Origin of the sequence: Alcanivorax sp. DSM 26293 (assembly GCF_900107995.1) — a bacterium.
In the GTDB taxonomy this organism is placed as follows: Bacteria; Pseudomonadota; Gammaproteobacteria; order Pseudomonadales; family Alcanivoracaceae; genus Alcanivorax.
In genome coordinates, this window is sequence record NZ_FNUM01000002.1 from 472,976 (window position 1) to 499,317 (window position 26,342).

23 protein-coding genes and 2 tRNA genes are annotated in these 26,342 nt (G+C 59.0%); 10 read left to right on the forward strand and 15 right to left on the reverse strand.

Annotation, left to right across the window (positions count from 1 at the left end):
- Positions 1-39: 39 nt before the first annotated feature.
- The 7 genes from lpdA to sdhC all read right to left on the reverse strand — a co-directional run bounded on the left by lpdA (position 40) and on the right by sdhC (position 9,312).
- Positions 40-1,479, reverse strand: coding sequence for a dihydrolipoyl dehydrogenase (lpdA, locus tag C4S63_RS05730; RefSeq protein WP_062816182.1), 1,440 nt, complete (start codon positions 1,477-1,479; stop codon positions 40-42).
- Between the two features lie 93 nt (positions 1,480-1,572).
- Positions 1,573-2,832, reverse strand: a complete 1,260-nt coding sequence (gene odhB / locus C4S63_RS05735) for a 2-oxoglutarate dehydrogenase complex dihydrolipoyllysine-residue succinyltransferase (protein ID WP_062816183.1) — start codon at positions 2,830-2,832, stop codon at positions 1,573-1,575.
- A 13-nt stretch (positions 2,833-2,845) separates the two neighbouring features.
- Positions 2,846-5,680, reverse strand: coding sequence for a 2-oxoglutarate dehydrogenase E1 component (locus C4S63_RS05740; RefSeq protein ID WP_062816184.1), 2,835 nt, complete (start codon positions 5,678-5,680; stop codon positions 2,846-2,848).
- A gap of 384 nt (positions 5,681-6,064) precedes the next feature.
- Positions 6,065-6,781: a succinate dehydrogenase iron-sulfur subunit gene (locus C4S63_RS05745; protein WP_063509462.1), complete on the reverse strand. Its 717-nt coding sequence runs from the start codon at positions 6,779-6,781 to the stop codon at positions 6,065-6,067.
- 12 nt (positions 6,782-6,793) lie between these two features.
- Positions 6,794-8,569, reverse strand: coding sequence for a succinate dehydrogenase flavoprotein subunit (sdhA, locus tag C4S63_RS05750; protein ID WP_062816186.1), 1,776 nt, complete (start codon positions 8,567-8,569; stop codon positions 6,794-6,796).
- A 3-nt stretch (positions 8,570-8,572) separates the two neighbouring features.
- A complete protein-coding gene (gene sdhD / locus C4S63_RS05755) occupies positions 8,573-8,944 on the reverse strand; it encodes a succinate dehydrogenase, hydrophobic membrane anchor protein (RefSeq protein WP_062816187.1) in 372 nt (123 codons plus the stop codon).
- On the reverse strand, positions 8,938-9,312 hold the full coding sequence (sdhC, locus tag C4S63_RS05760; protein ID WP_062816188.1) for a succinate dehydrogenase, cytochrome b556 subunit: 375 nt from the start codon (positions 9,310-9,312) through the stop codon (positions 8,938-8,940). The genes sdhD and sdhC overlap by 7 nt, the downstream gene beginning before the upstream one ends.
- A 465-nt stretch (positions 9,313-9,777) precedes the next feature.
- Here sdhC and gltA point away from each other — a divergent pair, with 465 nt between their 5' ends.
- The 3 genes from gltA to C4S63_RS05775 all read left to right on the forward strand — a co-directional run bounded on the left by gltA (position 9,778) and on the right by C4S63_RS05775 (position 13,302).
- Positions 9,778-11,061 carry a citrate synthase gene (gene gltA, locus C4S63_RS05765; protein WP_062816189.1) on the forward strand — a complete coding sequence of 428 codons (1,284 nt, stop codon included), beginning with the start codon at positions 9,778-9,780 and terminating at the stop codon, positions 11,059-11,061.
- A 263-nt stretch (positions 11,062-11,324) separates the two neighbouring features.
- Positions 11,325-12,437 carry an SMP-30/gluconolactonase/LRE family protein gene (locus C4S63_RS05770; RefSeq protein ID WP_103916962.1) on the forward strand — a complete coding sequence of 371 codons (1,113 nt, stop codon included), beginning with the start codon at positions 11,325-11,327 and terminating at the stop codon, positions 12,435-12,437.
- Positions 12,424-13,302 carry an NAD(P)-dependent oxidoreductase gene (locus tag C4S63_RS05775; RefSeq protein ID WP_103916963.1) on the forward strand — a complete coding sequence of 293 codons (879 nt, stop codon included), beginning with the start codon at positions 12,424-12,426 and terminating at the stop codon, positions 13,300-13,302. The genes C4S63_RS05770 and C4S63_RS05775 overlap by 14 nt, the downstream gene beginning before the upstream one ends.
- Before the next feature lie 57 nt (positions 13,303-13,359).
- Here the strand turns inward: C4S63_RS05775 and C4S63_RS05780 are convergent, their stop codons facing one another.
- Entirely contained in the window at positions 13,360-14,376 is a 1,017-nt protein-coding gene (locus tag C4S63_RS05780; RefSeq protein ID WP_103916964.1) for an amidohydrolase family protein, read from the reverse strand.
- 161 nt (positions 14,377-14,537) lie between these two features.
- Between C4S63_RS05780 and C4S63_RS05785 the strand changes: the two genes are divergently transcribed.
- Genes C4S63_RS05785 through C4S63_RS05795 form a run of 3 tightly spaced genes read left to right on the forward strand, consistent with a single transcriptional unit; the run spans position 14,538 to position 16,457 of the window.
- Positions 14,538-14,945 carry an MbcA/ParS/Xre antitoxin family protein gene (locus tag C4S63_RS05785; protein ID WP_062816193.1) on the forward strand — a complete coding sequence of 136 codons (408 nt, stop codon included), beginning with the start codon at positions 14,538-14,540 and terminating at the stop codon, positions 14,943-14,945.
- Positions 14,936-15,643, forward strand: coding sequence for an RES family NAD+ phosphorylase (locus C4S63_RS05790; protein ID WP_103916965.1), 708 nt, complete (start codon positions 14,936-14,938; stop codon positions 15,641-15,643). The genes C4S63_RS05785 and C4S63_RS05790 overlap by 10 nt, the downstream gene beginning before the upstream one ends.
- Positions 15,644-15,701: 58 nt before the next feature.
- Positions 15,702-16,457, forward strand: coding sequence for a TIGR01458 family HAD-type hydrolase (locus tag C4S63_RS05795; RefSeq protein WP_103916966.1), 756 nt, complete (start codon positions 15,702-15,704; stop codon positions 16,455-16,457).
- Positions 16,458-16,693: 236 nt separating this feature from the next.
- Here C4S63_RS05795 and C4S63_RS05800 read toward each other — a convergent pair.
- From C4S63_RS05800 to gltX, 3 genes are all read right to left on the reverse strand, one after another.
- Positions 16,694-16,769 (reverse strand) — tRNA-Glu (locus C4S63_RS05800).
- Positions 16,770-16,774: 5 nt separating this feature from the next.
- A tRNA-Ala gene (locus C4S63_RS05805) sits at positions 16,775-16,850 on the reverse strand.
- Between the two features lie 321 nt (positions 16,851-17,171).
- Positions 17,172-18,656 (reverse strand): glutamate--tRNA ligase, encoded by a 1,485-nt coding sequence (gltX, locus tag C4S63_RS05810; protein ID WP_103916967.1) that lies wholly within the window; start codon positions 18,654-18,656, stop codon positions 17,172-17,174.
- Between the two features lie 163 nt (positions 18,657-18,819).
- Here gltX and C4S63_RS05815 point away from each other — a divergent pair, with 163 nt between their 5' ends.
- Positions 18,820-19,395 (forward strand): DUF4399 domain-containing protein, encoded by a 576-nt coding sequence (locus tag C4S63_RS05815; RefSeq protein ID WP_063508583.1) that lies wholly within the window; start codon positions 18,820-18,822, stop codon positions 19,393-19,395.
- Positions 19,396-19,470: 75 nt separating this feature from the next.
- Here the strand turns inward: C4S63_RS05815 and C4S63_RS05820 are convergent, their stop codons facing one another.
- The 3 genes from C4S63_RS05820 to C4S63_RS05830 all read right to left on the reverse strand — a co-directional run bounded on the left by C4S63_RS05820 (position 19,471) and on the right by C4S63_RS05830 (position 22,349).
- A complete protein-coding gene (locus C4S63_RS05820) occupies positions 19,471-19,806 on the reverse strand; it encodes a YnfA family protein (RefSeq protein WP_062816200.1) in 336 nt (111 codons plus the stop codon).
- 188 nt (positions 19,807-19,994) lie between these two features.
- Entirely contained in the window at positions 19,995-20,843 is an 849-nt protein-coding gene (locus C4S63_RS05825; RefSeq protein WP_103916968.1) for a universal stress protein, read from the reverse strand.
- 21 nt (positions 20,844-20,864) lie between these two features.
- On the reverse strand, positions 20,865-22,349 hold the full coding sequence (locus tag C4S63_RS05830; RefSeq protein WP_103916969.1) for a SulP family inorganic anion transporter: 1,485 nt from the start codon (positions 22,347-22,349) through the stop codon (positions 20,865-20,867).
- A gap of 284 nt (positions 22,350-22,633) precedes the next feature.
- Here C4S63_RS05830 and dusA point away from each other — a divergent pair, with 284 nt between their 5' ends.
- The 3 genes from dusA (at position 22,634) to C4S63_RS05845 (ending at position 25,317) form a co-directional block, all read left to right on the forward strand.
- Complete coding sequence (gene dusA, locus C4S63_RS05835) at positions 22,634-23,632, forward strand: tRNA dihydrouridine(20/20a) synthase DusA (protein ID WP_103916970.1); 999 nt, start codon at positions 22,634-22,636, stop codon at positions 23,630-23,632.
- A gap of 276 nt (positions 23,633-23,908) precedes the next feature.
- Complete coding sequence (locus tag C4S63_RS05840; RefSeq protein ID WP_103916971.1) at positions 23,909-24,883, forward strand: transaldolase; 975 nt, start codon at positions 23,909-23,911, stop codon at positions 24,881-24,883.
- Positions 24,880-25,317, forward strand: a complete 438-nt coding sequence (locus C4S63_RS05845) for a TerB family tellurite resistance protein (RefSeq protein ID WP_063508589.1) — start codon at positions 24,880-24,882, stop codon at positions 25,315-25,317. The genes C4S63_RS05840 and C4S63_RS05845 overlap by 4 nt, the downstream gene beginning before the upstream one ends.
- Positions 25,318-25,486: 169 nt before the next feature.
- Here C4S63_RS05845 and C4S63_RS05850 read toward each other — a convergent pair whose 3' ends face one another.
- Positions 25,487-26,284: a VacJ family lipoprotein gene (locus C4S63_RS05850; protein WP_103916972.1), complete on the reverse strand. Its 798-nt coding sequence runs from the start codon at positions 26,282-26,284 to the stop codon at positions 25,487-25,489.
- Positions 26,285-26,342 lie beyond the last annotated feature (58 nt).

Genomic DNA, 26,342 nt, shown 5'->3' on the forward strand with positions numbered 1-26,342 from the left:
CGTGTCCGGACGCCGTCACTTCGCGACCGTTCTGCGGCGTTATTTCTTGCGCCGACGCTGCGCCACGTGGATTGCCTTGTAATCCACGGCCAGGGCGGCTTCATGAACGGTTTCCGACAGGCTCGGATGACCGAACACCATCAGTTGCAAATCTTCGATGGTGGCGCCGAATTCCATCGCCACCACGCCTTGCTGGATCAACTCGGACGCCTGAGGACCGACCACATGCATGCCGAGAATGCGGTCGGTCTTTTCATCCGCCACAAACTTCACCATGCCCCCGGTCTCACCAGCCGCCATGGCGCGACCATTGGCCGCAAATGGCACCGCACCGGTCTTGTAGGCTTCCCCGGATTCCTTCACTTCTTCTTCGGTCTTGCCCACCCAGGCCACTTCCGGATGGGTATAGATCACCCCCGGGACGGCATCGTAGTTGACCTGAGTGTGCTCACCGGCAATCACCTCGGCCACCATCACACCTTCTTCGATGGCCTTGTGAGCCAGCGCCGGACCGCGCACCAGATCACCGATGGCGTAGACACCGGGCACATCCGTGCGGCACTGGCTGTCCACGTAGACGAAATTACGCTCGTCCAGGCTGACACCGGCATCCTGGCTGAGCAGGCCCTCGGTGTAGGGGCGACGGCCCACCGCGACAATCAACCGATCGAAGGTTTCCTGCTGGTCCCCGTCTTTATCGGTAAAGTTGACCACGACCTGGTTCTTTTTCACCTCGGACCCGGTGACCCGGGCGCCAAGGCGGATATCCAGACCCTGTTTACTGAACTGTTTCCGGGCATCCTTGGCGATCTGTTGATCCACCGTGGGCAGGAAGGTATCCACCGCTTCCAGAACCACCACTTCACTGCCGAGCCGGGCCCAGACACTGCCCAGCTCCAGCCCGATCACGCCTGCACCGATCACGCCAAGACGTTTGGGCACTTCGGGCAGATCCAGCGCGCCGGTCGAGTCGACGATCAGCTTCTGATCGATCGGAGTGGGCGGAATTTCCACCGGCACAGAACCTGCGGCGAGAATGATGTTCTCGGCCTGCAAGGTCTGGGCATCCCCTTCCAGCGGCGTAAACTCCACCTGCTTGCCACTTTTCAGCTGGCCGGAGCCTTGCAGCCAGGTCACCTTGTTAGCCTTGAAAAGCTGGGCGATACCACCGGTCAGGTTGCGGACGATGGTGTCCTTGCGCTTGTGCATGGCATCCAGATCCAGGCTCACATCACCCAGTTTGATGCCATGGTCCGCCAGAGAGCTCTGCGCTTCGTGATACTTCCAGGAAGAATCCAGCAACGCCTTGGAGGGAATGCAGCCCACGTTCAGGCAGGTACCGCCCAGTGCCGGCTCATCCTGTTTGTTGATCCGTTTTTCAATGCAGGCCGTGTTGAAACCCAGTTGCGCACAACGAATGGCAGCCACATAACCGCCGGGGCCACCACCGATGACAATGACGTCGTACTTGTCAGCCATGATCTATTCCTTCAATCGCTGGCACGCTTCACGCAACACGCTGGCACGCCCTTAGCGTGGTTGCGTGCCGACGTGATGCGTGCAGGCATACATTCAGATATCCAGCAGCAAACGCGCCGGATCTTCGATAAAGTTTTTCACTGCCACCAGGAACTGCACCGCTTCCTTGCCATCAATCAAGCGGTGATCGTAGGACAGCGCCAGGTACATCATCGGCAGGATTTCCACCTTGCCGTCCACGGCCATGGGACGTTCCTGGATTTTGTGCATACCGAGGATGGCGGTCTGCGGCGGGTTGAGAATGGGCGTGGAAATCAGTGACCCGAACACCCCGCCATTGGAAATGGTGAAGGTGCCACCGGTCATTTCCTCAATGGAGAGCTTGCCCTTCTGGGCCTTCTGACCGAACTCGATGATCTGTGATTCCACTTCTGCCAGACCACGCTGGTCCGCATCGCGAATCACCGGCACCACCAGCCCGCGCTCGGTGGACACCGCCACACCCACGTCGTAGTAACCGTGGTACACGATATCCTCACCGTCGATAGAGGCATTCACCGCCGGGAAACGCTTCAGCGCTTCCACACAGGCACGGGTAAAGAAGCCCATGAAGCCCAGACGCACGTTGTGGGCCTTTTCGAATTCCGGCTGGTAATGCTTGCGCATATCCATGATCGGCTTCATGTTGACCTCGTTGAAGGTGGTCAACATGGCGGAGTTCTGCTGGGCAGACACCAGACGCTCGGCGATACGCTTGCGCAGGCGGGTCATCGGTACCCGACGCTCTTCGCGCTCGCCCGGCGTTGCCGGCACATCCACGGTAGCGGGCTGCTGCGGAGCCGGCTGGCTGGCCCGCTTCTCTTCCTTGGCGCTGATGGTTTTTTCCACATCCGCCTTGGTAATACGGCCACCCTTGCCAGTACCCGTTACCTGTTCCGCGGCCACGCCGTGCTCGGTCATCAACTTGCGGGCAGCCGGACCCGCCTGGTCCGACGCGCTGTCATCATCACTGGCAGACTCACTGGCTTTCGCCGGTGCTTCTGCCGGTTCCTCTTTCTCTTCTTCCGCCGGTGCCGAATCGGCCTTGTCACCGGACGGCGCAGCACCACCGCTGGCGCCCTCTTCGAAATGACCCAGCACCTGCTGGCTCTCAACCGTGTCGCCTTCACCGGCGAGAATCTTGCTGACTACACCGTCAGCCGGTGCCACTACTTCCAGCACCACCTTGTCGGTTTCAATATCCACCAGCAGCTCATCACGCTTGACCGCTTCACCTTCCTGCTTGTGCCAGGTGGCTACGGTGCCGTCCGCTACTGATTCGGGAAACTGCGGTGCTTTGATATCAGTCGCCATGCCTAATCCTTATTTACTTGATCTCGAAGGCGTCCTGGACCAGACGCTGCTGTTGTTCCACATGAAGGGCCATGGACCCGGCCGCCGGCGCGGCAGCCATATCCCGACCTGCGTAATGCACCCGCAGGTCTCCGACCTCACGGGCCACCCGATACATATGGTGTTGCGAGCAATACCAGGCGCCCTGGTTCATGGGTTCTTCCTGACACCACACCAGGGTTTCCAGATTGGGGTATCCCTCCAGCACTTGCTGAAGACGCTGTTCCGGGAACGGGTAAAGCTGCTCGACACGAATCAGCGCAGTGTCGTTCAAATCATCACTGTCCCGCTTTTCCAGCAGGTCGTAGTACACCTTGCCAGAGCACATCACTACCCGTTTCACCTTGTCACGATCCAGCTCCGCAGGATCATCCAGCACGGTACGGAAAATACCGTCGGCCAGCTCTTCCAGTGTGGAGATGGCTTTCTTGTGCCGCAGCAAACTCTTCGGGCTCATGATCACCAGCGGCTTGCGCAACGGGCGGACTGCCTGACGGCGCAGCAGGTGGTAAATCTGGGCCGGGGTGCTGGGCACGCATACCTGCATGTTGTGCTCTGCGCACAGCTGCAGGAAACGTTCCAGTCGAGCGGAGGAATGCTCCGGCCCCTGCCCTTCGTAGCCATGGGGCAACAGCATGGTGAGACCACACAGGCGGCCCCACTTTGCTTCCCCGGAGGAGATGAACTGGTCGATCACCACCTGGGCACCATTGGCGAAATCGCCGAATTGCGCCTCCCAGATCACCAGGGTCTTGGGGGTGGTGGTGGAATAGCCGTACTCGTAACCAAGCACCGCTTCTTCCGACAACAAGGAATCATAAATGTCGAAGCGCGGCTGCTCGTCATAGAGATGCTGCAGCGGCACATACTGCTCACCGTCTTTCTGGTTATGCAGAACCGCATGACGGTGGGAGAAGGTCCCGCGGCCGGAATCCTGGCCGGTGATACGGACATTAAAGCCCTGATCAATCAAGGTGGCATAGGCCAGGGTTTCCCCATAGCCCCAGTTCAGCGGCAAGGCCCCGGCCGTCATCTTGCGTCGGTCTTCAAGGATCTTCTTGACCTGACGCTGAACCACAAAGCCTTCCGGCGGCGTTTCCAGACGGGTAGCCAGATCCTGCAGTTTTTTCAGCGGATAGCTGGTATCCCAGTCATCTTCCACCTGATGACCGATATACGGTGACCAGTCCACAAACAGTGACTTGTTCGGCTCGCGTACAAGCGATTTCACCACATGGTCGCCCGCGTCCAGCATGTTGCGATAATCGTCAGCCGTTTTCTGCGCAGCCTGTTCACTGACTACGCCCTCTCTGACCAGACGTTCCGCGTACAGGGTACGGGTGGTCGGGTGAGACTTGATCTTCTTGTACATCAACGGCTGGGTGGAAGACGGCTCATCCGCCTCGTTATGACCAAGCCGGCGATAACAGATCAGGTCGATAACCACATCCTTCTTGAACTGCATGCGGTAGTCCACGGCCAGCTGGGTAACGAAGTACACGGCTTCCGGGTCGTCCGCATTGACGTGGAAGATCGGCGCCTGAACCATCTTCGCCACGTCGGTGCAGTATTCGGTGGAACGGGCATCCTCACGTCGGCTGGTGGTGAAACCGACCTGATTGTTGATGATCACATGCAGGGTCCCGCCGGTCTTGAAGCCGCGGGTCTGTGACATCTGGAAGGTTTCCATGACCACACCCTGGCCGGCGAAAGCCGCGTCACCATGCAGCAAGATCGGCACCACCTGCTCGCCTTCAAAATCCTCACGGCGGTCCTGACGGGCCCGTACCGAGCCCTCCACCACCGGAGACACGATTTCCAGGTGAGACGGGTTGAAGGCCATGGCCAGGTGCACTTCGCCACCGGAAGTCTGCACGTTGGAGGAAAACCCCTGGTGATACTTCACATCACCGGAACCGGTTTCAATAAAGCTCTTGCCGTCAAATTCCTCGAACAGATCCTTGGGGCTCTTGCCCAGGGTGTTGACCAGCACGTTCAGGCGGCCCCGGTGGGCCATACCGATGACCAGTTCCTTGGCCCCGTAGCTGCCGACCCGCTGGATGATTTCATCCATCAGCGGAATCAGGGATTCACCGCCTTCCAGCCCAAAACGTTTGGTGCCTGGGTACTTGCTGCCCAGGTATTTTTCCAGGCCTTCCGCGGCGGAGAGACGTTCGAGGATATGCTTTTTGACGTCTTCGCCGTATTCCGGATGGCTGCGCACCCCTTCCATACGCTGTTGCAACCAGCGTTTTTCCGCAGTGTTGACGATATGCATATATTCGGCACCGACACTGGAACAATAGGTGCCTTGCAAGCAGTCAACAATTTCACGGAGGGTGGCTTCCGGTTTGCCGATAAACAGGTTACCGGTCTGGAATACGGTATCCAGGTCCGCGGGACTTAACCCGTGGTGTGACAACTCCAGATCCGGTACCGCTTCACGCTCCATAATCCCCAGCGGATCCAGCTTGGCCACCTGATGGCCCCGGTTGCGGTACGCCGCAATCAGGTGCAGCACACGCACCTGGCGCCGCTCGTGCTCAGTGCTGACAGCACTGGCGCCAAACTTTTGCACACGGGAGCGATTCTTGGCTTGTAGCAGGAAATATTCGCGAACAGCCGCATGGGGCACGTCGGACTCGACGGCGGCATCAACACTGGGGAGTTTTTCGAAGTAGACGCGCCAGTCTTCCGGCACAGAATTGGGGTCAGTCAGATAGGATTCGTACAGTTCGTCGACATAGGCGGCGTTGGCTCCTCCAATGTGGGAGGACTGCCATTGGCGCTGCATGGAACTGTCTTGCATGTCAGCTCGTTCCTTCAGCGGGAGGTGTCACACTCTGTGGTAACTGGTGTCACTGCGACCACAGGGGGGCGACCCTGTTCCCGTACGCTTTGTATTGTCCGGGACAGCGCCTTTTAAGCCCTGCCCCACCCATGAGATGCAACAAAACCACCCATCTTCACCGGGTTGGTGAGAGTGAGTGTTATGCCACGTCTCGACGAGGGATTACCTCGAACCGACGTCTAGTGTAGCCCTTTTATTTCGCTTTTGTTAGACGCCGTCTTGATAAAATAAGGTAACACTTTTTATGCCTGTCACTGCATTGGCGAAACGTCGAATAGACAGCGGTATTGCTCAACACCAGAAACAAAAAAGGCGGCCACATGGCCGCCTCCTTCGTTCGGGTCAGATGCCCCGTTCCAGTAGCATGGAACGGATATGGCCAATGGCCCGGGTCGGGTTGAGCCCTTTCGGACACACGCTGACACAGTTCATGATGCCATGGCAACGGAACAGGCTGAACGGGTCGTCCAGTTTGCTCAATCGCTCTTCAGTGGCCGTATCGCGGCTGTCCGCCAGGAAGCGGTAGCTCTGCAACAGGGCCGCCGGACCCAGGAACTTGTCCGGGTTCCACCAGAAGCTCGGACAGCTGGTAGAGCAGCAGGCGCACAGGATGCACTCATACAGGCCATCCAGCTTGGCACGATCTTCCGGAGTCTGCAGGCGCTCAATGGCCGGTGCCGGGGTGCTGTTCTGCAGGAACGGCTGCACCTTTTCGTACTGGTTGTAGAACATGCCCATGTCTACGACCAGGTCACGGATCACCGGCAGGCCGGGCAAGGGACGCAGGATCAGCGGCTTCTTGCCTTCCAGGACACCCGGCGCCACCTGGGACAGCGGCGTAATACAGGCCAGGCCGTTCTTGCCGTTCATGTTCATACCATCGGAACCACACACGCCTTCACGGCAGGAGCGACGGTAGGACATGGATTCGTCCTGCTCTTTCACCAGAGCCAGGATATCCAGCACCATGAGGTCTTTACCCTGGGTATCGACCTCATACTCCTTCATGGTCGGCTCGCGGTCCGTTTCCGGATTGTAGCGATAGATACTGACTTTCATCGTTAGCTCCCCTTAGTAGGTCCGCGCCTTGGGCTGGAAGGTGTCAACGGTCTTCGGCTTGAAATTCACCTCGCGCTTACCCAGCTTCTTGGCAGTGGGGTCGAAGATGGAATGGCACAGCCAGTTCTCATCATCACGATCCGGGTAGTCGTAGCGGGAATGCGCGCCACGGCTTTCGGTACGGCCTTCTGCAGCGATGGCAGTGGCTTCCGCCACCTCGAGCAGATTGTCCAGCTCCAGCGCTTCGATACGCGCGGTGTTGAACGGCTTGCTCTTGTCATCCAGATGCGCCTTGGAAATCCGCTCACGCAGATCCGCCAGTTTGGCCACACCTTCCGCCATCAGGTCACCCTTACGGAACACCCCGAAGTGATTCTGCATCACGCTCTGCAGCTCTTTGCGCAGGGCAGAAACAGATTCTCCACCGCTGGACTCATCCCAGCGACGCACACGGGACAGAGCCTGTTCGATATCAGAATCGGAAGGCTCATACTGGGTCATACCCTGACGCAGCTGGTCTTCGATAAAGAGACCGGCCGCACGACCGAATACCACCAGGTCCAGCAGCGAATTGCCACCCAGACGGTTGGCACCATGTACAGATACGCAGGCTACCTCGCCCACCGCGAAGAGACCGTTAACAAACTGGTCTTCGCCCTCATGGCCACCGGACAACTTGATCGCCTGACCGTGAACATTGGTGGGAATGCCGCCCATCATGTAGTGACAAGTGGGAACAACCGGAATCGGCTCTTTCACCGGGTCGGTCTGGGCAAAGGTAATAGCCAGTTCACAGATGCCCGGCAGGCGGCTGTGCAGCACTTCCTCACCCAGGTGATCCAGCTTCAGGAACACGTGATCGCCATTGGGGCCGGCACCACGCCCATCCAGGATTTCCATCATCATGGAGCGGGCCACAACGTCACGGGATGCCAGGTCTTTGGCGTTCGGCGCATAACGCTCCATGAAGCGCTCGCCGTCCTTGTTGATCAGGTAGCCACCCTCGCCCCGGCAACCCTCGGTCACCAGCACACCGGCACCGGCAATGCCGGTGGGATGGAACTGCCACATTTCAATGTCCTGAACCGGCAGACCCGCACGCAGGGCCATGCCAACGCCGTCGCCGGTGTTGATCAGGGCATTGGTGGTGGAGGCGTAGATACGACCGGAGCCCCCGGTGGCAAAGACGGTAGCCTTGGCCTTGAAGAACACGGTTTCGCCGGATTCGATGTCGATGGCGATCACGCCACAGACATTGCCATCAGCGTCTTTTACCAGCTCGGCGGCGTACCACTCGTTATAGAACTGGGTGCCGTTTTTCAGGTTTTGCTGGTACAGGGTGTGCAGCAGCGCGTGGCCGGTACGGTCAGCGGCCGCACAGGTACGGGCCGCCTGGCCACCCTCACCGAAGTTCTTGGACTGACCACCGAAAGGACGCTGGTAAATACGGCCTTCTTCGGTACGGGAGAACGGCAGACCCATGTGGTCCAGCTCGAATACCGCTTCCGGGCCCACATTACACATGTATTCGATAGCGTCCTGGTCACCGATGTAGTCGGAGCCCTTGACGGTATCGTACATGTGCCAGCGCCAATCATCGTTGGGATCGGCAGACGCGATCGCACAGGTAATGCCGCCCTGGGCGGAAACGGTGTGCGAACGGGTCGGGAAAACTTTGGAAATCAGCGCGGTCTTGAAACCGGACTGGGCCATCTGCAGTGAGGCGCGCATACCGGCACCACCACCACCTACGACGATAGCGTCAAACGTAATAGTGCGAATGGACATGGATTACGCCCCTCCCCAGATCAGAACCAGACCCCACAGCAGGTACACCACCAGAGCCAGTGCAATTGCGAGCTGGGCAATCAGGCGAACGCCAGTGGCGGCTTTACCGAAGGTCAAGCTGGTCAGGTAGTCGGTGGTTACGCCCCACAGACCTACCCAGGTGTGTGCTGCAACAGAAACTACCAGCAGGGTGTTGGCAATCTGCATGCAGACAGAGCCCATCAGGGCTTTCCAGCTGCCATAGTCCAGATCGCCGGCAACCATCAGGTAGCCGAGCATGCCGATCAGGTAGACCCCGATGATCACGGCGGATACACGTTGAATGAGCCAGTCATACAGGCCGTTACGGCCCAGGCTCGTCACACTGGTTACCATATCCAGCCTCCTACCAGCAGAATCAGTACTACAGAAATGATGAATACCAGCTTGGCACCACGTCGGCCGCCTTCCAGGCTCTCACCCACGCCAGCGTCCATAACGAGGTGGCGAATACCTGCCACCAGGTGATACAGCAGTACTGCCAGAATGGCCCATACCACCAGCTTCACCAGCGGGGAGGTCATCAGTTCTTTCAGGTCCGCAAAGCTCTCGGGAGACGCCAGGGAGCGATCCAGCATCCACAGCAGAATCGGCAACGCCAGGAAAATGGCAACGCCGGTTACACGGTGGGTGATAGATGCTATAGCCGTGACCGGGAACTTGATCGTGCTCAGATCGAGGTTAACGGGTCGCTTATCGTTCACGGTAGCCTACTTATAGCCGGGCCCCAGGTTGGGGCGGTTGTCGGGAACTTTGGCAAAGTTGTTGAGATCAAAACGTGAAGTCTGATCTTAACAACCTCGCCCGGGCCGGGGTGGGCCCGCACAAAACCCCCAGTCAGAGGTTTCTGCCGGGCGGCAGTATATCGCCGCGCCCTGAGCAAAACAAACGCCGAGCACCTTAAACAGGCGATTAAGACAAAGTATCTTTCTCCTAACGCCTTGATTTACAATGCCGCACCGGATGTGAGCGCCACGAAAAGAGCCTGCACCACCCTGATGCAAAACGGGTTTATGGCCGTAACAAGCTGTTTACCCTACAAAAGTCTGACTCACCGGTTCCCGGGTTCGCGTTGACAAAGGTGTGTCAAAACTTTACCTTCCCCCGCGCTTTGGAGGACCTTCCTTGCCTTGAGGAACGTTCCCTCGTCCGCCAATGGAGAGATTCCCATGACCGAGAAGAAAGCCACTCTCAAGGTAGATGGTAAGGACCTGGACCTGCCTATCTACTCCCCCACCCTGGGCCGCGACGTTATCGACGTGTCCAAACTGGTAGCCAATGGTGTCTTTACCTTCGACCCGGGCTTTACCTCCACCGCTTCCTGTGAATCCAAGATCACCTTTATTGATGGTGAAGTGGGTAAGCTGCTGCACCGCGGCTACTCCATCGAGGAACTGGCTGGTAAGTCCGACTACCTGGAAGTGTGCTACACCCTGCTCTACGGCGAGTTGCCGACAGCTGAGCAGAAAGAGCAATTTGTCAGCACCGTTAAGAACCACACCATGGTGCATGAGCAGATTCGCAATTTCTTCAACGGTTTCCGCCGCGATGCTCACCCCATGGCCATCATGTGTGGCGTAGTGGGCGCCCTGTCCGCTTTCTACCACGACTCTCTGGACATCAATAATCCCGAGCACCGTGAAATCACCGCATACCGCCTGATCGCCAAGATGCCCACCATCGCGGCCATGTGCTACAAGTACGCGCTGGGCCAGCCCTTCATGTACCCGCGCAACGACCTGGGTTACGCAGAGAACTTCCTGCACATGATGTTCGGCAACCCCTGCGAAGAATCCAAGATCAGCCCGACCCTGGCCAAGGCCATGGATCGCATCTTCATCCTGCACGCTGATCACGAGCAGAACGCCTCTACCTCTACCGTGCGTCTGGCTGGTTCCTCCGGTGCCAACCCGTTCGCCTGTATCGCTGCCGGCATTTCTGCCCTGTGGGGCCCGGCACACGGTGGCGCCAACGAAGCCGTGCTGAACATGCTGGATGAAATCGGCTCCCTGGATAACATCGACACCTACATCGCCAAGGCCAAGGACAAGAACGATCCGTTCAAGCTGATGGGCTTCGGTCACCGCGTCTACAAGAACTACGACCCGCGTGCCACGGTAATGCGCGAGTCCTGCCACGAAGTGCTGGCCGAACTCGGTGTCAACGACCCGCAGCTGGAACTGGCCATGAAGCTGGAAGAGATCGCTCTGAGCGACCCCTACTTCAAAGAGAAGAAATTGTTCCCGAACGTGGATTTCTACTCCGGCATCATCCTCAAGGCGATCGGTATTCCGACCTCCATGTTCACCGTGATCTTCGCCCTGTCCCGCACCGTGGGCTGGATCGCACACTGGAACGAAATGATCTCCAACCCGTACAAGATTGGCCGTCCGCGTCAGCTGTACACCGGCGAGACCGAACGCGAGTTCGTACCGGTCAACGAGCGCAAATAAGCGCCCGTTATCGCCAGACAAAAAAACCGCCTCCGGGCGGTTTTTTTTGTGCCGGAAGAAAAGCAGTTACGAGTTGAATGTTGCGAGCCACGAACCCCAAACCCCTCTCGTGACTCCGCCTTTCGCTCCTCGAAACTCGCTTCTCGCTCACCAGCCAACACAGACTTCACCGCGCTGATTACACGCTATTACCGCCCTGCATTTGCGTGGTTGCCCCGTGCATGCAAGCATCAGCTTTCCGTTAATTGATCTTCCGGATTCCAATGATAAAAAACATCGCACTGCTGATTCTCGTCATTCTGGTTGGCTATCTGTTGTTCTGGCCGGTATCCATTGACCCTGTTGCCTGGCAAGCCCCCGAAGCGCCAGCACTGGAAGGCCCCTACGCCAGCAACTCCGCCCTGGCAAAAAGCCGCTCTCTGGCAGTGGATGAAGGTGTCGGCCCGGAAGACGTGGCCATTGATGACGACGGCTTTCTCTACGTTGGCTATGTGGACGGGCGCATCGTCCGGTTTGACCCGGATGGCAGCAACCCGGACCTGATAGCCGACACCAAGGGGCGTCCGCTGGGTCTGGATTTCGACCCCCAGGGCAATCTGATCGTGGCCGACGGCTACAAGGGCCTGCTCAGCATCAGCCCCTCCGGCGCCATTGCCGCCCTGTCACAACGGGCCAATGGTGTGGATTACCGGTTCACCGACGATGTGGACGCGGACAGCAATGGGGTCATCTACTTTACCGATGCATCCAGCAAATTCGGTCCCGCCCTGCACGCCCGCGACGATATTCTCGAACACGGCGGTCATGGCCGCCTGCTACGTTATGACCCGGCGACAGAGAAAGCCGAAGTCCTGCTGGATGGCCTGCAATTCGCCAACGGCGTTGCACTGTCCCAGGACGAGGACTTTGTCCTGGTCAATGAAACCGGGAGTTACCGGATCGTCCGCTACTGGCTGAAAGGCGACAAAGCCGGCAGCCATGATGTGTTCTTCGACAACCTGCCCGGGATTCCCGACGGCGTCTCCGCCAACGGCAATGGCACCTTCTGGGTGGCCCTGTTCAGCCCGCGCAATGCCATGCTGGACGCCATGTCCGACAAGCCCCAGCTGCGCAAGGTGGCCTTCCGACTGCCATCCTTCCTCCAGCCCCAGCCTGCCCACCACGGCTTCGTTCTGGGCCTGAACGAACAGGGTGACGTCACGCACAACTTGCAGGACACCAGCGCCGACGCCTTCGCCCCCATCACCAGCGTGGAGCAACACGGCAATACCCTGTACCTGGGCAGCCTCACCGCCCCCCGCTTTGCCGCCTATCCACTCCCGGCCAATGACCCCGCCACCGTAACGGAGCAGGACACCCGCAATGTCACAGATTAACGCCGCTTTTATCGGGCTCGGCACCATGGGCTATCCCATGGCCGGCCACCTGGCCGAGGCCGGGCTGTCCGTGACCGTCTACAACCGAACCGCCAGCCGCGCCCGACAGTGGGCCCGGGATTTCCGTGGCCGCACCGCGGATACGCCAGCAGAAGCCGCCGCGGGCGCTGCCATGGTGTTTGTCTGCGTGGGCAATGACGATGATCTGCGCCAGGTCACCCAGGGACCTGACGGCGTGCTGAAAACGCTCAGCGAACGCGCCCTGCTGGTGGATCACACCACCGCCAGCGCCGCCGTGGCCCGGGAGCTGGACGCCGCCTGCCGGGATCGCCAGGCAGACTTTATCGATGCACCAGTGTCAGGCGGCCAGCAGGGGGCCGAAAACGGCCAGCTATCGATCATGTGTGGCGGCGACGATGCGGCCTATCAGCGCGCGGTTCCCGTGCTGAACCACTATGCCAAAGCGGTCAATCTGATGGGCCCGGCGGGCAGTGGGCAGCTCACCAAGATGGTCAACCAGATCTGCGTGGCAGGCCTGGTAGAAGCCCTCGCCGAAGGCGTCGCCTTTGCCCGGAATGCCGGACTGGATGCCGGCAAAGTCTTCGAGACCATTCAGCATGGCGCCGCCGGCTCCTGGCAAATGACCCACCGCCACCAGACCATGATCGACGACCAGTACGAACATGGTTTCGCGGTGGACTGGATGCGCAAGGATCTGGATATCTGCCTGGCAGAAGCTGCCCGCAACGGCACCCTCTTGCCGGTGACGGCCCAGGTCAATGATTTCTATCGGGAGATCCAGGCCATGGGTGGCGGACGCTGGGATACCTCCGCCCTGCTGCGCCGTCTGCAAAAATCCGAGTAGCCCGCCACCGCCGTTGTTGCCTTTTCACCAAGGCAACAACGGAACATTTCATGCCCCTCAATCACGCCGATATTGCGCACCTTTTTCGGGCACAAGCGCAGCAGCATTGCCGCTTGCCAGTTGCTCCGCCACTTTTTGGGGCAAGGCATCCAGCAGCGGTTGGTAGTCATCCATCAGCCGTTTCATGCTGTCGAAGTGCCCCACCAGGTCCGAACCGAGGACAAAACGGTCCGGATAATCCCGGATCAGTTCAACCCATTCCGATGCGGGTTTGTCGTTCTTCAATAAATAGTGATCCTTGACGCTCCAGGAGAGATCCACATAAAAATGTGCATAACGGCTCAGTAAGGCCCGCAGGATTGGCACCAGGGTCTCCAGGGGCGCCTGTCGCTCTTCCACCCCACCACTGGTACCCGCATGGGCCAGCACAAAGCGGGTCTGCGGGTTGGCGGACAACGCCGCCTCCAGCTCTTCCAGGAAAATCGGCGTCTCTTCCCGCAGCGATGTCAGATTACTGTGCAGCAACACCGGCAGATCGTAGCGGGCCGCCAGCTTGTAAACCCGCATCAGAGCCGGGTGGTTGGCCCTGGGGGTTTCGCCTTCGGTCAACGCCGTCAGCTGATCATGACGAGTCAGGATTTCGCCAATGCCGAACCACAATCCCGGATAGCGCTGTATCAGCGCCTCAATCTGATCCGCGGCATTCATGTCCGTGGGGTTAACGCCGCTGACAAAAGGTTTGAGCCGCTTCTGCTGTGACTCTGGCAAGGCAAGAACCGCCTGCGCCACAATGTCATCGGTGGCGCTGTAGTAATACAGCGGCGCTTCATCCCCCAGGTAATAGCGGGGTTTGCGGGGCGCCTCCGCCTGCCACTTCTTCATCACCGGCAAACCGAACAGCCAGGCCGTCTCCACCCCGGCCTGATCCATCGCCGCCAGCATGGCCTCGCTGCCCTCACTGTCCTGCATGAAATCCACGTAGTGCAGGTGCGCATCTGTCAGCGTCCTGGCCTGAAGCCCGGGACTGCCCAGCAGTATCAGCAATACCCATATCGACAACCTTGTCTTTCCCATCACAATGCCCTGTCTGTCATCTCGCTGTCAGGGACCGGGAAACCCGGCTCAAGTTCTGACCATTCTCATAAACTGCGACCCGGATCTCTCTGTATATCCACATATAGACAACAAATGAAAAAAGGGCCATTATTGAACCATGAGTTAGGTCAGGAGGCGTTATGGAAGCAGCCAGACAACAGACAACGCTGGCAGTGAACGACGGTGCGCGCCATGCAGCACTGCGCGCAGTTCTCAAACTGCTGGAGCACTGGCAGTGCAGCGAGAAGGAAAAGATGGCACTGCTTGGCGTGGGTCGCTCCACCCTGCACAAGTACCAGAGTCAGCCGGACAGTGCCCGGGTGGGCAACGACCTGCTGGAGCGCCTCAGCTACTTGCTGAACATCCATCAGGCGCTGCGCACCTTGTTTGGCAACCGGGAAAACGTCTATGGCTTCGTTCGCATGGCCAACCACAACCCGTTCTTCAACGGGGCCACCCCCATGGACATCATGAGCAACGGCCGCGTGGCCAGTCTCTACGAAGTGCACCGTCAACTGGACAGTCTGCGGGGCGGGCAATGGGGGTGAGCGACACAGAGATCCACGCCCTGCCCCGACAAGCCTTCCCATCCCAGGCGGCTTACCGGCTGGTCAACGGCAAATACCCGCCCATTGCCATCTTTGATGATGTGGCGGACCAGGCTGACTTCGATGCGCTCTTTGCCGTGCAGGCCCTGACCAACCCGCGCCTGCAGAACGAAGTGGGCGACCTGAACCGGGTACCCGCCGCAGAGCGTCCCTGGGGCATTCCCGGCTGCAACTATGCCCTGGGCCCCTTTGTCCACGTAAACCCGGCCGGCTCCCGGTTTTCCGATGGTGCCTACGGTGTTTTCTACTGCGCAGACCGCATGGCCACCGCCATTGCCGAAACCCGGTACCATCAGCAACGCTATTTTCAGCGAGTAGAGGGCCTGAAATACGATCGCATTGTCATGCGGGGCCTCAAGATCCACTTCTCGGCCACCCTGTGCGATATCACCCCGGCCAGCCGCTATCCACAGTGGCATGACCCGGACCACTACCAGGCCCCACAACAGCTCGGCCAGCAGCTTTACCAGCTACGCGAAACCGGCCTTCACTACGAATCCGTCCGTGCTCCAGGCAGCCACTGTTACGCCCTGCTCACCCCCCAACCGATCGAAGCCATCACTCCCAGCGCCCACTATGAATACATCTGGGATGGCGAGAAAATTGCCCACACGCTGACCATTCGCCGCTTGAGCTGACCACACCGCCGAGCCTATGCTCTAACAGGCTATTCAGAGTCGCTCTCGGAGGAATGCCATGCCGCTGCGTGCCATCTGCCTGGATCTCGCTGGCGTACTTTATCAGGGCCCGCGCCTGCTCCCCGGCGCCCTGAACGCCCTTGAACGGCTGCGCGCCACCGGTTTGCCCCTGCGCTTTGTCACCAACACCTCCCAACGCAACCGCAGCCAAATTCTCAGCGACCTGGCCAGCTTGAATCTGGTTGTGAACGCGTCAGAACTGTTTACCGCCCCGCAAGCAGCCCACGACTACCTGACCCGCCATCAGCTCACGCCCTACTGCCTGTTTCATCCGAACCTGAAAGAGGAATTTTCCGATCTGGAAGGCAAGCCACCCAATGCAGTGCTACTCGGTGATGCCGGCAGAAAATTCAATTATGAGCATCTGGACCAGGCGTTTCGCTTGCTGCAGGACGGCGCACCGCTGATAGCCATCGGCGAGAACCGTTATTACCAGCTGGATGACGGCCTGCATCTGGATGCGGGCCCTTTTGTCAGGGCATTGGAGTATGCCGCCGACTGCCGGGCCATCATCACCGGCAAACCCTCCCCCGCCTTTTTCGAACAGGTGCTGGCCGACCTGGCTACAAGGCCGGAAGACACCCTGATGGTCGGAGACGATGTCCATGGAGACGTGGAAGGTGCCCTGAACAGCGGCATGCAGGCCTGCCTGGTGCAAACCGGGAAATATCGCCATGGGGATGAAAACAGGATTGCCGGCACATTCCGGCTGGAAGCGGATATCGATGCCCTGTCACGATCCATAACACGTTGATCCAGCGCATCCTCGTAGACAGGTTTGGCGTGGACACTTCCATCAAGGCTCCCCACCTCAGGCCGACACGCCCATCAAGAGAGCAAACTGACCCGGGCGGAAAAACGGAGCTGGGGAACGGGAAAGTGCACCGCGGAGCGCTTGAACCAATACGCATCAAGCCAAGGCAAACGGTCACACCAATCGGCTTTCCAGCAATAAAAAAGCCCCACTCTTTCGAGCAGGGCTTTTCTATATGGCGTCCCCTAGGGGAGTCGAACCCCTGTTACCGCCGTGAAAGGGCGGTGTCCTGGGCCACTAGACGAAGGGGACGTATTTGGTGGAGCCAGGCGGGATCGAACCGCCGACCTCAACACTGCCAGTGTTGCGCTCTCCCAGCTGAGCTATGGCCCCAAATACATCAATCAAGACAAGGTGCGTCCCGGTTGGTGCGGCGTATTCTACCCAGCACCCCTACTCTGTCAAGCGTAGACCTGTGGTTTTTTTCAGAATGAAGTCCATTTGACTACATCCTGAACAAGCTGCTGAAAAACTGGGCGAAAATCCACAGCCTCTGCCGTAGGAGCGTCGCTGGCGGCGCGATAACCCCGGTTTCGAGTTGCGAGAAGCCAGTTTCGAAAGACAAACCCCAAATCCCGGGAAAGCCCGATGATTTTCGATTCTCGTCACTCGTTACTCGCAACTGGTCTTATCGCGCCGCCAGCGACTCAGGCCTCAGCCTACCGGCAAATCCCGGTAGGCCTTCTCCAGCTTCTTCATCTGTTTCTTGGACACCCCGCCCAGCACCTCGATGGCGTTACGCAGACGGGCCCGGCTCAGGTCGGCGCCGATGATTTCCATGGAGTCCACCACCGAGAAGCTGGCGCTGGTGCCGGCAATGGCGACAAAGGCCGGAAACAGGAAGTCCTTGATCTTCACGTCCAGGGCATCGGCAATGGCCTTGGCATCCGCAAACAGACCGTCACGGTTCCAGTCATTGCGCGCCTCGTAGGCCCACAGCAGGTACTGGAGCCACACTTTCATATCCTCGCCACCGTACTGCTTGTGCTCGAAGCTGGCTTCGCTGATCGCCGGCATGCCGTTGAAACAGAATGCCGCCTTGTCCGCCACGTCCGACAGGGTTTCCACTCGCTGGCGCAAATGGGGAATGATCTTCATGGCGTAATCGCGGTTGTAGGCCCAATCGAGCAAGGTATCCAGAAACTGCTCATCACTCTGCTCACGCAGCCATTGGCCATTCAGCCAGCTCAGCTTTTCCACATCAAAAACGGGGCCACCCAGGGAGACCCGGTTGATATCGAAAGCGTCCTGCATCTGCGCCAGGGTGAACTTCTCGCTCTCATCCGGCATGGACCAGCCCATCCGGCCCAGGTAATTCACCAGCGCCTCCGGCAGGTAGCCCATACGCTGGTAGAACAGGATGCTGGTGGGGTTCTTGCGCTTGCTGAGCTTGGACTTGTCCGGGTTGCGCAGCAGCGGCATATGGCAAAGTACCGGCATCTCCCAGCCGAAATATTCGTAGAGCAACTTGTGCTTGGGTGCGGAGTTCAGCCATTCCTCACCACGGATCACATGGGTGATCTCCATCAGGTGATCATCCACGATATTGGCCAGGTGGTAGGTGGGCATGCCGTCGGACTTGAGCAGGATCTGGGCATCCACCAGCGCCCAATCCAGCTCCACGGTACCGCGCAGCATGTCCTGGATTTCGCAGCGGCCATCGGTGGGCACGCGCATGCGAATCACGTAGGGCGCCCCGTCCGCCTCCCGCTTTGCCTGTTCTTCCGCCGGCAGTTCCAGATCCATCGGCTTCAGCGCGCGGTTCTCGCCCTGCTCTTTCAGTGCCGCACGGAGGCTGTCCAGCTCTTCACTGGTGCGATAGCACTTGAAGGCATGGCCTTTCTCGATCAGCGCCTCGGCATACTCCCGATACATATGCTTGCGTTCACTCTGCCGGTACGGGCCATGGGGGCCACCCACATCCGGGCCTTCATCCCAGCTCAGCCCCAGCCATTTGAGCGAATCCAGAATCATCTGCTCGGACTGATCGGTGGAACGGGTCTGGTCCGTATCTTCAATACGCAGAATAAACTGACCACCGTGCTGGTGGGCAAAACAGCGATTGAACAGGGCAATATAGGCGGTGCCTACATGGGGGTCACCGGTGGGTGACGGCGCTACGCGAGTACGGACGGTCATGCTGACTCCAATAATGCAAACTGGCGCGGATTATACCTGTCAAAACAGGAAGCTTATAGACACGGGCCGGCGGCTTTCTGCTAAGGTTGAACGCGACTCATGCTTTCGCCCGCCGGGCCACCGGCGGGCTTGACCCACTCGACAGGACGTAAAGGAAAAGACCATGCGTATTCCCTTTCAACACTCCCTGCTGGTAGCCATGATTGCCGGTGCCACCCTGCTCCAGGGCTGCTCTGACAATAAAGAGGAAGCAAAAACCGATACCCCGGCTGCGGAAGCACCCGCCATGGACAATGCCGGTGAAAGCGCCAAAGAAAGCAGCAAAGAGAGCGCCCAAGAAAGCACCGAAGAAACGGCAAGCAACAACGGCATAACCCGTAGCGCGGCACCGGAAGGGGCCAGCGCCACCATTCTCAGCCCTGCAGATGGTGCCACCGTGACCAGCCCGGTTACCGTGGAGTTCGGCCTGGAAGGCATGGAGGTGGTACCCGCCGGCACCCAGCAGGAGCATGCCGGCCACCACCACCTGCTGATCGACCTGGATCAGGAGTCCATGCCTGCCATGGACTTCCCGCTGCCGGCCAACGACAACGTGGTGCACTTCGGCAAGGGCCAGACCCAGACCGAACTGGAACTGGAGCCGGGCACACACACCCTGCAATTGCTGCTGGGAGACCACATGCATGTGCCCCATGAACCGCCGGTAATGTCCGAAAAGATCACCATTACGGTGGAGTAAGCATTAAACGCCGGACGTCGGACGCCAGAAGGGCTTGTCTTTCAGCGTCAAACGTCCGGCATCAAGCCTCTGGCATCACCCCATCTGCCGAGGCGCAAACATGATGATCGCCATCCCCGTCAGCGCCACCAGCGACCCGACAATATCCCAGCCCGTGGGACGAATACCGTCCACGCCCCACAACCAGAGAATGGCCACAAAAATATACACGCCGCCGTAGGCCGCATAGACCCGCCCCGCCGCCGTGGGATGCAAAGACAACAGCCAGGCAAAGGCCGCCAGGCTCAGTGCAGCAGGCACCAACAACCAGGCAGACTTCCCCTCACGCAACCATAGATAAGGCAGGTAGCAGCCCACGATCTCGGCGACCGCCGTGATCAGAAACAGCCCCAGAATTTTCAATTCCGGCAAGACAACCTCCCGGTATAGGCTCGAATCAATACGCAGACACTGGCATGCTCAGTACAGCACACGCTGACGGGACAATCACCCATCCCGGGGACCAATCGGTCTGCCAGAAAAGTCAGGCCGACGCGATGCGGTTCTGCCCGCACCATTTTCCTTTCCCTGAGCGCTTTGCGGTGCGCCGGACCGGCGACTTATCGCAGCAGCAAATGGGGCACCGTGGCATGCTTGATCATCTTGCTGGTGGTGCTACCCACAAAGAACTCGCGGATACGGGAATGCCCGTAGGCGCCCATGACCACCATATCGATATGGTTGTCTTGCTGGTACTGGTGCAAGGAAGGCTCCACGTCCCCTTCCAACTGCGCCACTTCCACCTCGTGACCGGATTGCTCCAGGGTGTCACGGGCCCAGGCCAGATCCTCCCCCAGCTGTTTGTCCTTGCCCACCGCCACCAGGTGACATGGCAGGCCCAGGAACAGCGGACTGGCGGCCAGCATTTTCACTCCTTCACGGCAGGTCGGGCTGCCATCGAAGGCCAGCATCACCTTGCGTGGCTCAGTGAAATCCGAGGGCACCACCATAATCGGCTTGTGCATGGTGCGAATCACTTGCTCCACATGGTCGCCCACCTGCTCTGCCTCACCGGTGTGCTCTTCACCCAGTTTGCCAATCACCAGAATGCGGGTCTGCTCCTGCATGCCGGCCAGAGTTTCTACCAGGCCGCCGTGGCGCTGTCGCTGTTTGGGCTCAACCACCCCTTTTTCGATGGCACGGGCAGCAGCGGCTTCCAGCATCAGCTTGCCCTGCTCCAGGGCCAGCTTGTTCCGTTTGGCATCCAGCTCGGAGAGCTCGGTGAGCAGGGCTTCGCGACCGCCCAGCAGCAGGTTGCCGCTAAGATCACTTTCCACCGGATAGCGGGAGTGATCCAGCACATGCAGCAGGGTCAAGGGGGCATTCAACCGCTGCACCGCCCACACCGCATAGTCGCACACCCGAGCCGCGGCCGGAGAACCATCAATACAGGCAATAACATCACTCATTGTTTTCTCCTTGGCAGGGGACTAGTGGCCGCCCATGAGTTTTTCGACCGCCTCAGGCTTGTCGTGCACGGCAAATTTATCCACCAGGGTGGCGCTGGCCTCGTTCAGACCGATCAATTCCACCTCGGTCCCTTCACGACGGAATTTGATGATCACCTTGTCCAGCGCTCCGATGGCGGTGATATCCCAGAAGTGGGAACGGTGCACATCAATAGTCACTTTATCCAGAGCTTCCTTGAAATCAAAGGAAGCGATGAACTGATCCGCAGAGGTGAAAAATACCTGCCCCAGGACCTCGTAGCGGCGGTGGCTGCTGTTAGTTTCATCAAGATCCGAGCGCACATAGAAAACGCGCCCCACCTTGTTTGCATAGAACAGCGCACTCAGTACCACCCCGATGCCAACACCAATGGCCAGGTTATGGGTCGCCACGGTGGCCGACACCGTAGCCAGCATCACCACGGTGCTGCTCGCCGGATGCTTGGCCATGTTGGTAATGGACTCCCAGCTGAAGGTACCAATGGACACCATGATCATCACCGCCACCAGCGCGGCCATGGGAATCTGGGACACCCATTCACCCAGGAACACCACCAGCACCAGCAGGAAGCAACCGGCAAACAAGGTGGACAGGCGCTTGCGGCCACCGGATTTCACGTTGATCACGGACTGGCCGATCATCGCACACCCGGCCATGCCCCCCAGGAACCCGGAGAAAATGTTGGCCACGCCCTGCCCTTTGCATTCGCGGTTCTTGTCGCTATCGGTATCGGTCAGATCATCCACGATGGTTGCCGTCATCATGGATTCCAGCAGACCTACCACGGCGAGGGCCAGAGAGTACGGCAGAATGATTTTCAGGGTTTCCAGGTTAAGCGGGATATCCGGCAACAGGAATACGGGCAGACTGTCCGGCAGATCACCCTTGTCACCGACGGTGGGCACATCCAGACCCAGATACATGGCAATCCCGGTCATCACGACAATACAGATCAGGGGTGATGGTACTGCGGTGGTCAGCAGCGGCAGCAGGTAAATGATCGCCAGGCCGGCGACCACCATGGCATACACATGCCAGGTTACCCCGACCAGCTCCGGCAACTGCGCCATGAAAATCAGGATAGCCAGGGCATTCACAAAGCCGGTGACCACGGAGCGGGAGACAAAGCGCATGAGATTGCCAAGCTGCAGAAAGCCCGCAACAATCTGCAGCATCCCGGTCAACACCGTCGCCGCCAGCAAATACTGCAGGCCATGGTCTTTGACCAGCGTCACCATCACCAGCGCCATGGCCCCGGTTGCCGCCGAAATCATCCCCGGGCGGCCGCCGACAAACGCAATGACAACGGCGATACAGAAAGATGCATACAACCCCACCTTGGGGTCCACACCGGCAATGATGGAGAAGGCAATCGCCTCCGGAATCAGGGCCAGGGCCACAACGGAACCCGCCAGTAAATCACCACGGATATTACTGAACCATTCCTGCTGAATAGATCGAAGCATGAAGAACAATCCTGTTTTGCAAATACGACAGACAAGGATGCTGCTCAAGGGCAACAGAACACGGGATGACATGGCGCAGGGCACCATACGGCAAAGCCGGAGACGGGCTGTCTACTAGGGCGGACTCAGCCGGGAGAGGATCATGAACAGTCTCGAGTGGTTCGGAAAGGCGCTGAGTCTAGCAGAGCCGGCAGGCCTTTGACAGGCAACGCCGCCGCCCGCCCTACGCCGCAGCGCCGCAACATGCGACAATAGTTGACCCAATACCCGTGTTATCGTCTTGCATGAATGATTCCTTGATCCAAACAGCCCCGTCGCTTCAGCCTGATCGGCGCCTGTCCGTCGCCCCGATGATGGACTGGACCACCCGCGACTACCGGTTTCTGGCCCGGCTGATTACCCGCCACACCCTGCTCTACACCGAAATGGTGGTGGCCCAGGCGATTCTGCGCGGGGACCGTGAGCGGTTTCTGGCATTCAATGACGAAGAGCACCCGGTGGCGCTTCAACTGGGCGGCAGCGAACCGCAGGATCTGGCGGAAGCCGCACAAATTGCCGAACAATACGGTTACGACGAGATCAACCTCAATGTTGGCTGCCCGTCGGACCGGGTGCAGCAGGGCAAGATCGGCGCCATTCTGATGGCCGAGCCGGAACTGGTGGGCCAGTGCGTGGAAGCCATGCAGGCGGCGGTCCGCGTTCCAGTGACGGTGAAGACCCGCATCGGCATCGATGACCAGGATGATTACGACTTTCTCTACCGGTTTGTTACCCGCATGGAGCAGGCCGGCTGCACCAGTCTCACCATCCATGCCCGCAAGGCCATCCTCTCCGGGCTGTCCCCAAAGGAAAACCGGGAGATTCCGCCGCTGATCTATCAGCGGGCCTACGCCATCAAGCAGGCCTTCCCCCATATGGAAATCATTCTCAACGGTGGCGTGAAGACTCTGGACGAAGTGCATGCGCACATGGGCGACGTGGATGGGGTGATGATTGGTCGCGAGGCCTACCAAAATCCCTATTTTCTCGCCGATGCGGATCGCATCGTGTTTGCCGACGATCACCCCGTGCCCAGCCGCCGGGACATCGCCGAGCAATTTCTCCCCTATGTAGAACGTCGCTACGCGCTGGGTCATGCCCCCAAACATTCCCTGCGTCATATCCTTAACCTGTTCCAGGGCGAACCCGGCGCCCGCCGTTTTCGCCGTCACCTGAGCGAAAACATGCACAAGCCCGGCACCACCCCGCAAGTGCTCATGGACGCTTTGGCACAACTGCCTTAGGCTGTAATGAACCCGCAATTCTTAGCAAGAATCGTGGTTGAGTTACAAGTTGAAAGTTCAAAGTTGAAAAGCGCGTGAAAGCCCATCAGTAAGGGAAATGTCCTGCCCGCGCTCACTCCCCAGGTAAAGCGCGGCCAACATCGTAGTCGGTTGGTACGATCCGTCGCCGCGTTTCAACTTTGAACTTTCAACTTGCAACTCTCTTCACCCACATCGGGACATGATTACTGCAAGCTAACACCATACTGTCATGGCAACGCCTTAACGTGCCCCACCATGACACTGAAAGGAACGGATACCGTGAACAAACGCGAACAGCTAGCCCAATGGACCTCTCTGGTGGCCGATACCGGTGATCTGGACATGATCGCCGAACTGGCACCGGAAGATGCCACCACCAACCCCTCCCTGCTGCTGGCAGCAGCACGAGACGAACGTTACCGGCCATTGCTGCAACAGGCAGCCGATCTGTGTCGCACACTGGGCCATGGCGGGGAGATGGACTGGCTGACCGACTGCTATGCCTGCCTGGCCGGCCAGGCCATCCTGGAGCGGATTCCCGGCCGTGTTTCCAGTGAGGTGGATGCGCGCTTGTCCTTTGATACCCGCGCCACGGTGGAAAAGGCCCGTCGTCTGATGGCCATCTACCGGGAACTGGACGTGGACCCATCCCGCATCCTGATCAAGACCGCCGCCACCTGGGAAGGCATCCGCGCCGTGGAAGTCCTCGAGGAGGAAGGCACCCGCTGTAATGTGACGCTGGTCTTCAACCAGGCTCAGGGTCTGGCTGCGGCAGAAGCCGGCGCTACCCTGATCTCCCCCTTCGTGGGCCGCATCTTCGACTGGCACCGTAAACAGGGCATGGAGATTGCCACCCCGGATGACGACCCGGGAGTCCAGTCCGTGCGCCAGATCTATCGCACCTTCAAGGCCCGGGGTCTGGAAACCATCGTCATGGGCGCCAGCTTCCGCAATGCCGGCCAGATCGAAGCTCTGGCCGGTTGCGACAAGCTCACCATCAGCCCGGCCCTGCTCAGGGAACTGGCTGCCGATACCGGGAGTCTGACCCGGGTACTGGATGCGGAACTGGTGGCCCCGGAGGACGACTGGCAGGCCGTTACCGAGGCCGCGTTCCGCTGGCAACTCAATGACGATGCCATGGCCAGCGACCTGCTTGCCGATGGCATCCGCCGCTTCGCCAACGACCAGTTGGCGCTGGAAGCGCTATTGCAGGAGGAAGGTGTAATTTGAATTGGCTTAACCGACTCTTTCGCCCCGACCAGCCCCAGCAACAGACAAACGAGCACGACCTGCACCGGGCGGCTGCTGCCCTGCTTCTGGAAGTGGCCCGTACTGACGGCACCGTGGCACCGGAAGAATCACAACGTCTGATTCAGGCAGTAAAGACGCACTGGCATCTGGACCCCCAGGAAATGGATGACATCCTCAGCGAACTGGAAACCCGTGTGGACCAGGCCACTGACCTGTTCGAATTCACCCGTCCCCTCCGAGACCACTGGGGACCGGAGCCCAGGGTCACACTGATTGAGGAAATGTGGGCCATGGCCGCCGCTGACGGCCATGTGGATGTCCACGAAGAACACCTGATCCGACGGGTCAGTGACCTGCTGTATGTGTCCCATGGGGACTATATAAGAGCAAAGATGAAGGCGGTTAATAATTAATAGTTAATAATGAATAACTAATAACTCGCGACTCAGCTTTATCTTTTTTAAACGCAAGAGGCCGCGCCCAACCTATGGGCGCGGCCTCTTGCGTTTGAACCAATATCGCTGCTGCTCGCGCAACTATTAATTATTCATTATTAACTATTAATTGCACTATTAATTGCCTTCACCACCCCTCGTCCTCCGGCTCCGAATCCCGCTGTTCTATGTCCGGGAAACGCAGGGACGGTGCATCACCGGATTCGAAGCGGCGACGTTGTAGGTAAGCATTGCGCAGGAAGGTGTAGCGGTCGCCGACGATATTGCGCTCCAGATCCAGCAGGTCGGCGCGCAAGTCCACCACGTACAACGCCGTGACGCTGTAGCGGGTCAGGTCATGCTGGATGTAGTGCCTGGGGCGCATGTAGTCCTCCGGGAAAATCGCTGCCGCATCGCGGACAGTGGATGGCCCCCAGAACGGGAGCACCAGATAGTTGCCCTCCGGGATCCCCCAGCGGGCAAAGGTCAGTCCCAGATCGGTATTGTGCTTTTCCAGGTCCACCTTGCTGGCCACATCAAACAAGCCGGCGATACCCAGAGTGCTGTTGACCGCGAAACGACCAAAGTTGTGACCGGCATGCCCCCAGCGCCACTGCAGCACACTGTTGAGACTGCTGCGAAAATCCCGCAGGTTCTCAAAAAAGCGGGTTACCGTGTCATCGAACCAGCCCGGCGTCGCCTTGCGATAGCCCTTGGCCGCAGGCTTGAGGGCATACTTGTCGAGTGCTTCGTTGAAGGCAAAGATCTTGCGGTTGATGTCTTCCCAGGGGTCGTCATCCTTGGCCTGACTGCTCTGGGGCGCATCAAACGCAGTGGACGCGTCTCCCCAGTCTTCCTCTTCCGCCATCACGGTACAGGAAATGCTCAGCAATATGGTCAGCAGTAAATAACGCACGGTCACCCCGGTATGTCGTCGACGCTGCATTATAGCCAGCCCGTCGCATGCCCGAACAGGGCCACGAACCGAACGGTCCGGCTTCCTG

Bases quoted from the DNA above. Each gene is read 5' to 3' on its own strand.
- C4S63_RS05830 (WP_103916969.1), bottom strand. From the start codon at position 22,349: ATGCTTCGATCTATTCAGCAGGAATGGTTCAGTAATATCCGTGGTGAT.
- C4S63_RS05815 (WP_063508583.1), top strand. From the start codon at position 18,820: ATGCGTATTCCCTTTCAACACTCCCTGCTGGTAGCCATGATTGCCGGT.
- C4S63_RS05825 (WP_103916968.1), bottom strand. From the start codon at position 20,843: ATGAGTGATGTTATTGCCTGTATTGATGGTTCTCCGGCCGCGGCTCGG.
- C4S63_RS05740 (WP_062816184.1), bottom strand. From the start codon at position 5,680: ATGCAAGACAGTTCCATGCAGCGCCAATGGCAGTCCTCCCACATTGGA.
- C4S63_RS05770 (WP_103916962.1), top strand. From the start codon at position 11,325: ATGATAAAAAACATCGCACTGCTGATTCTCGTCATTCTGGTTGGCTAT.
- C4S63_RS05850 (WP_103916972.1), bottom strand. From the start codon at position 26,284: ATGCAGCGTCGACGACATACCGGGGTGACCGTGCGTTATTTACTGCTG.
- C4S63_RS05795 (WP_103916966.1), top strand. From the start codon at position 15,702: ATGCCGCTGCGTGCCATCTGCCTGGATCTCGCTGGCGTACTTTATCAG.
- C4S63_RS05745 (WP_063509462.1), bottom strand. From the start codon at position 6,781: ATGAAAGTCAGTATCTATCGCTACAATCCGGAAACGGACCGCGAGCCG.
- dusA (WP_103916970.1), top strand. From the start codon at position 22,634: ATGAATGATTCCTTGATCCAAACAGCCCCGTCGCTTCAGCCTGATCGG.
- C4S63_RS05785 (WP_062816193.1), top strand. From the start codon at position 14,538: ATGGAAGCAGCCAGACAACAGACAACGCTGGCAGTGAACGACGGTGCG.
- gltX (WP_103916967.1), bottom strand. From the start codon at position 18,656: ATGACCGTCCGTACTCGCGTAGCGCCGTCACCCACCGGTGACCCCCAT.
- sdhD (WP_062816187.1), bottom strand. From the start codon at position 8,944: ATGGTAACCAGTGTGACGAGCCTGGGCCGTAACGGCCTGTATGACTGG.
- lpdA (WP_062816182.1), bottom strand. From the start codon at position 1,479: ATGGCTGACAAGTACGACGTCATTGTCATCGGTGGTGGCCCCGGCGGT.
- C4S63_RS05775 (WP_103916963.1), top strand. From the start codon at position 12,424: ATGTCACAGATTAACGCCGCTTTTATCGGGCTCGGCACCATGGGCTAT.
- C4S63_RS05790 (WP_103916965.1), top strand. From the start codon at position 14,936: ATGGGGGTGAGCGACACAGAGATCCACGCCCTGCCCCGACAAGCCTTC.
- C4S63_RS05780 (WP_103916964.1), bottom strand. From the start codon at position 14,376: ATGGGAAAGACAAGGTTGTCGATATGGGTATTGCTGATACTGCTGGGC.
- sdhA (WP_062816186.1), bottom strand. From the start codon at position 8,569: ATGTCCATTCGCACTATTACGTTTGACGCTATCGTCGTAGGTGGTGGT.
- gltA (WP_062816189.1), top strand. From the start codon at position 9,778: ATGACCGAGAAGAAAGCCACTCTCAAGGTAGATGGTAAGGACCTGGAC.
- C4S63_RS05840 (WP_103916971.1), top strand. From the start codon at position 23,909: ATGACACTGAAAGGAACGGATACCGTGAACAAACGCGAACAGCTAGCC.
- odhB (WP_062816183.1), bottom strand. From the start codon at position 2,832: ATGGCGACTGATATCAAAGCACCGCAGTTTCCCGAATCAGTAGCGGAC.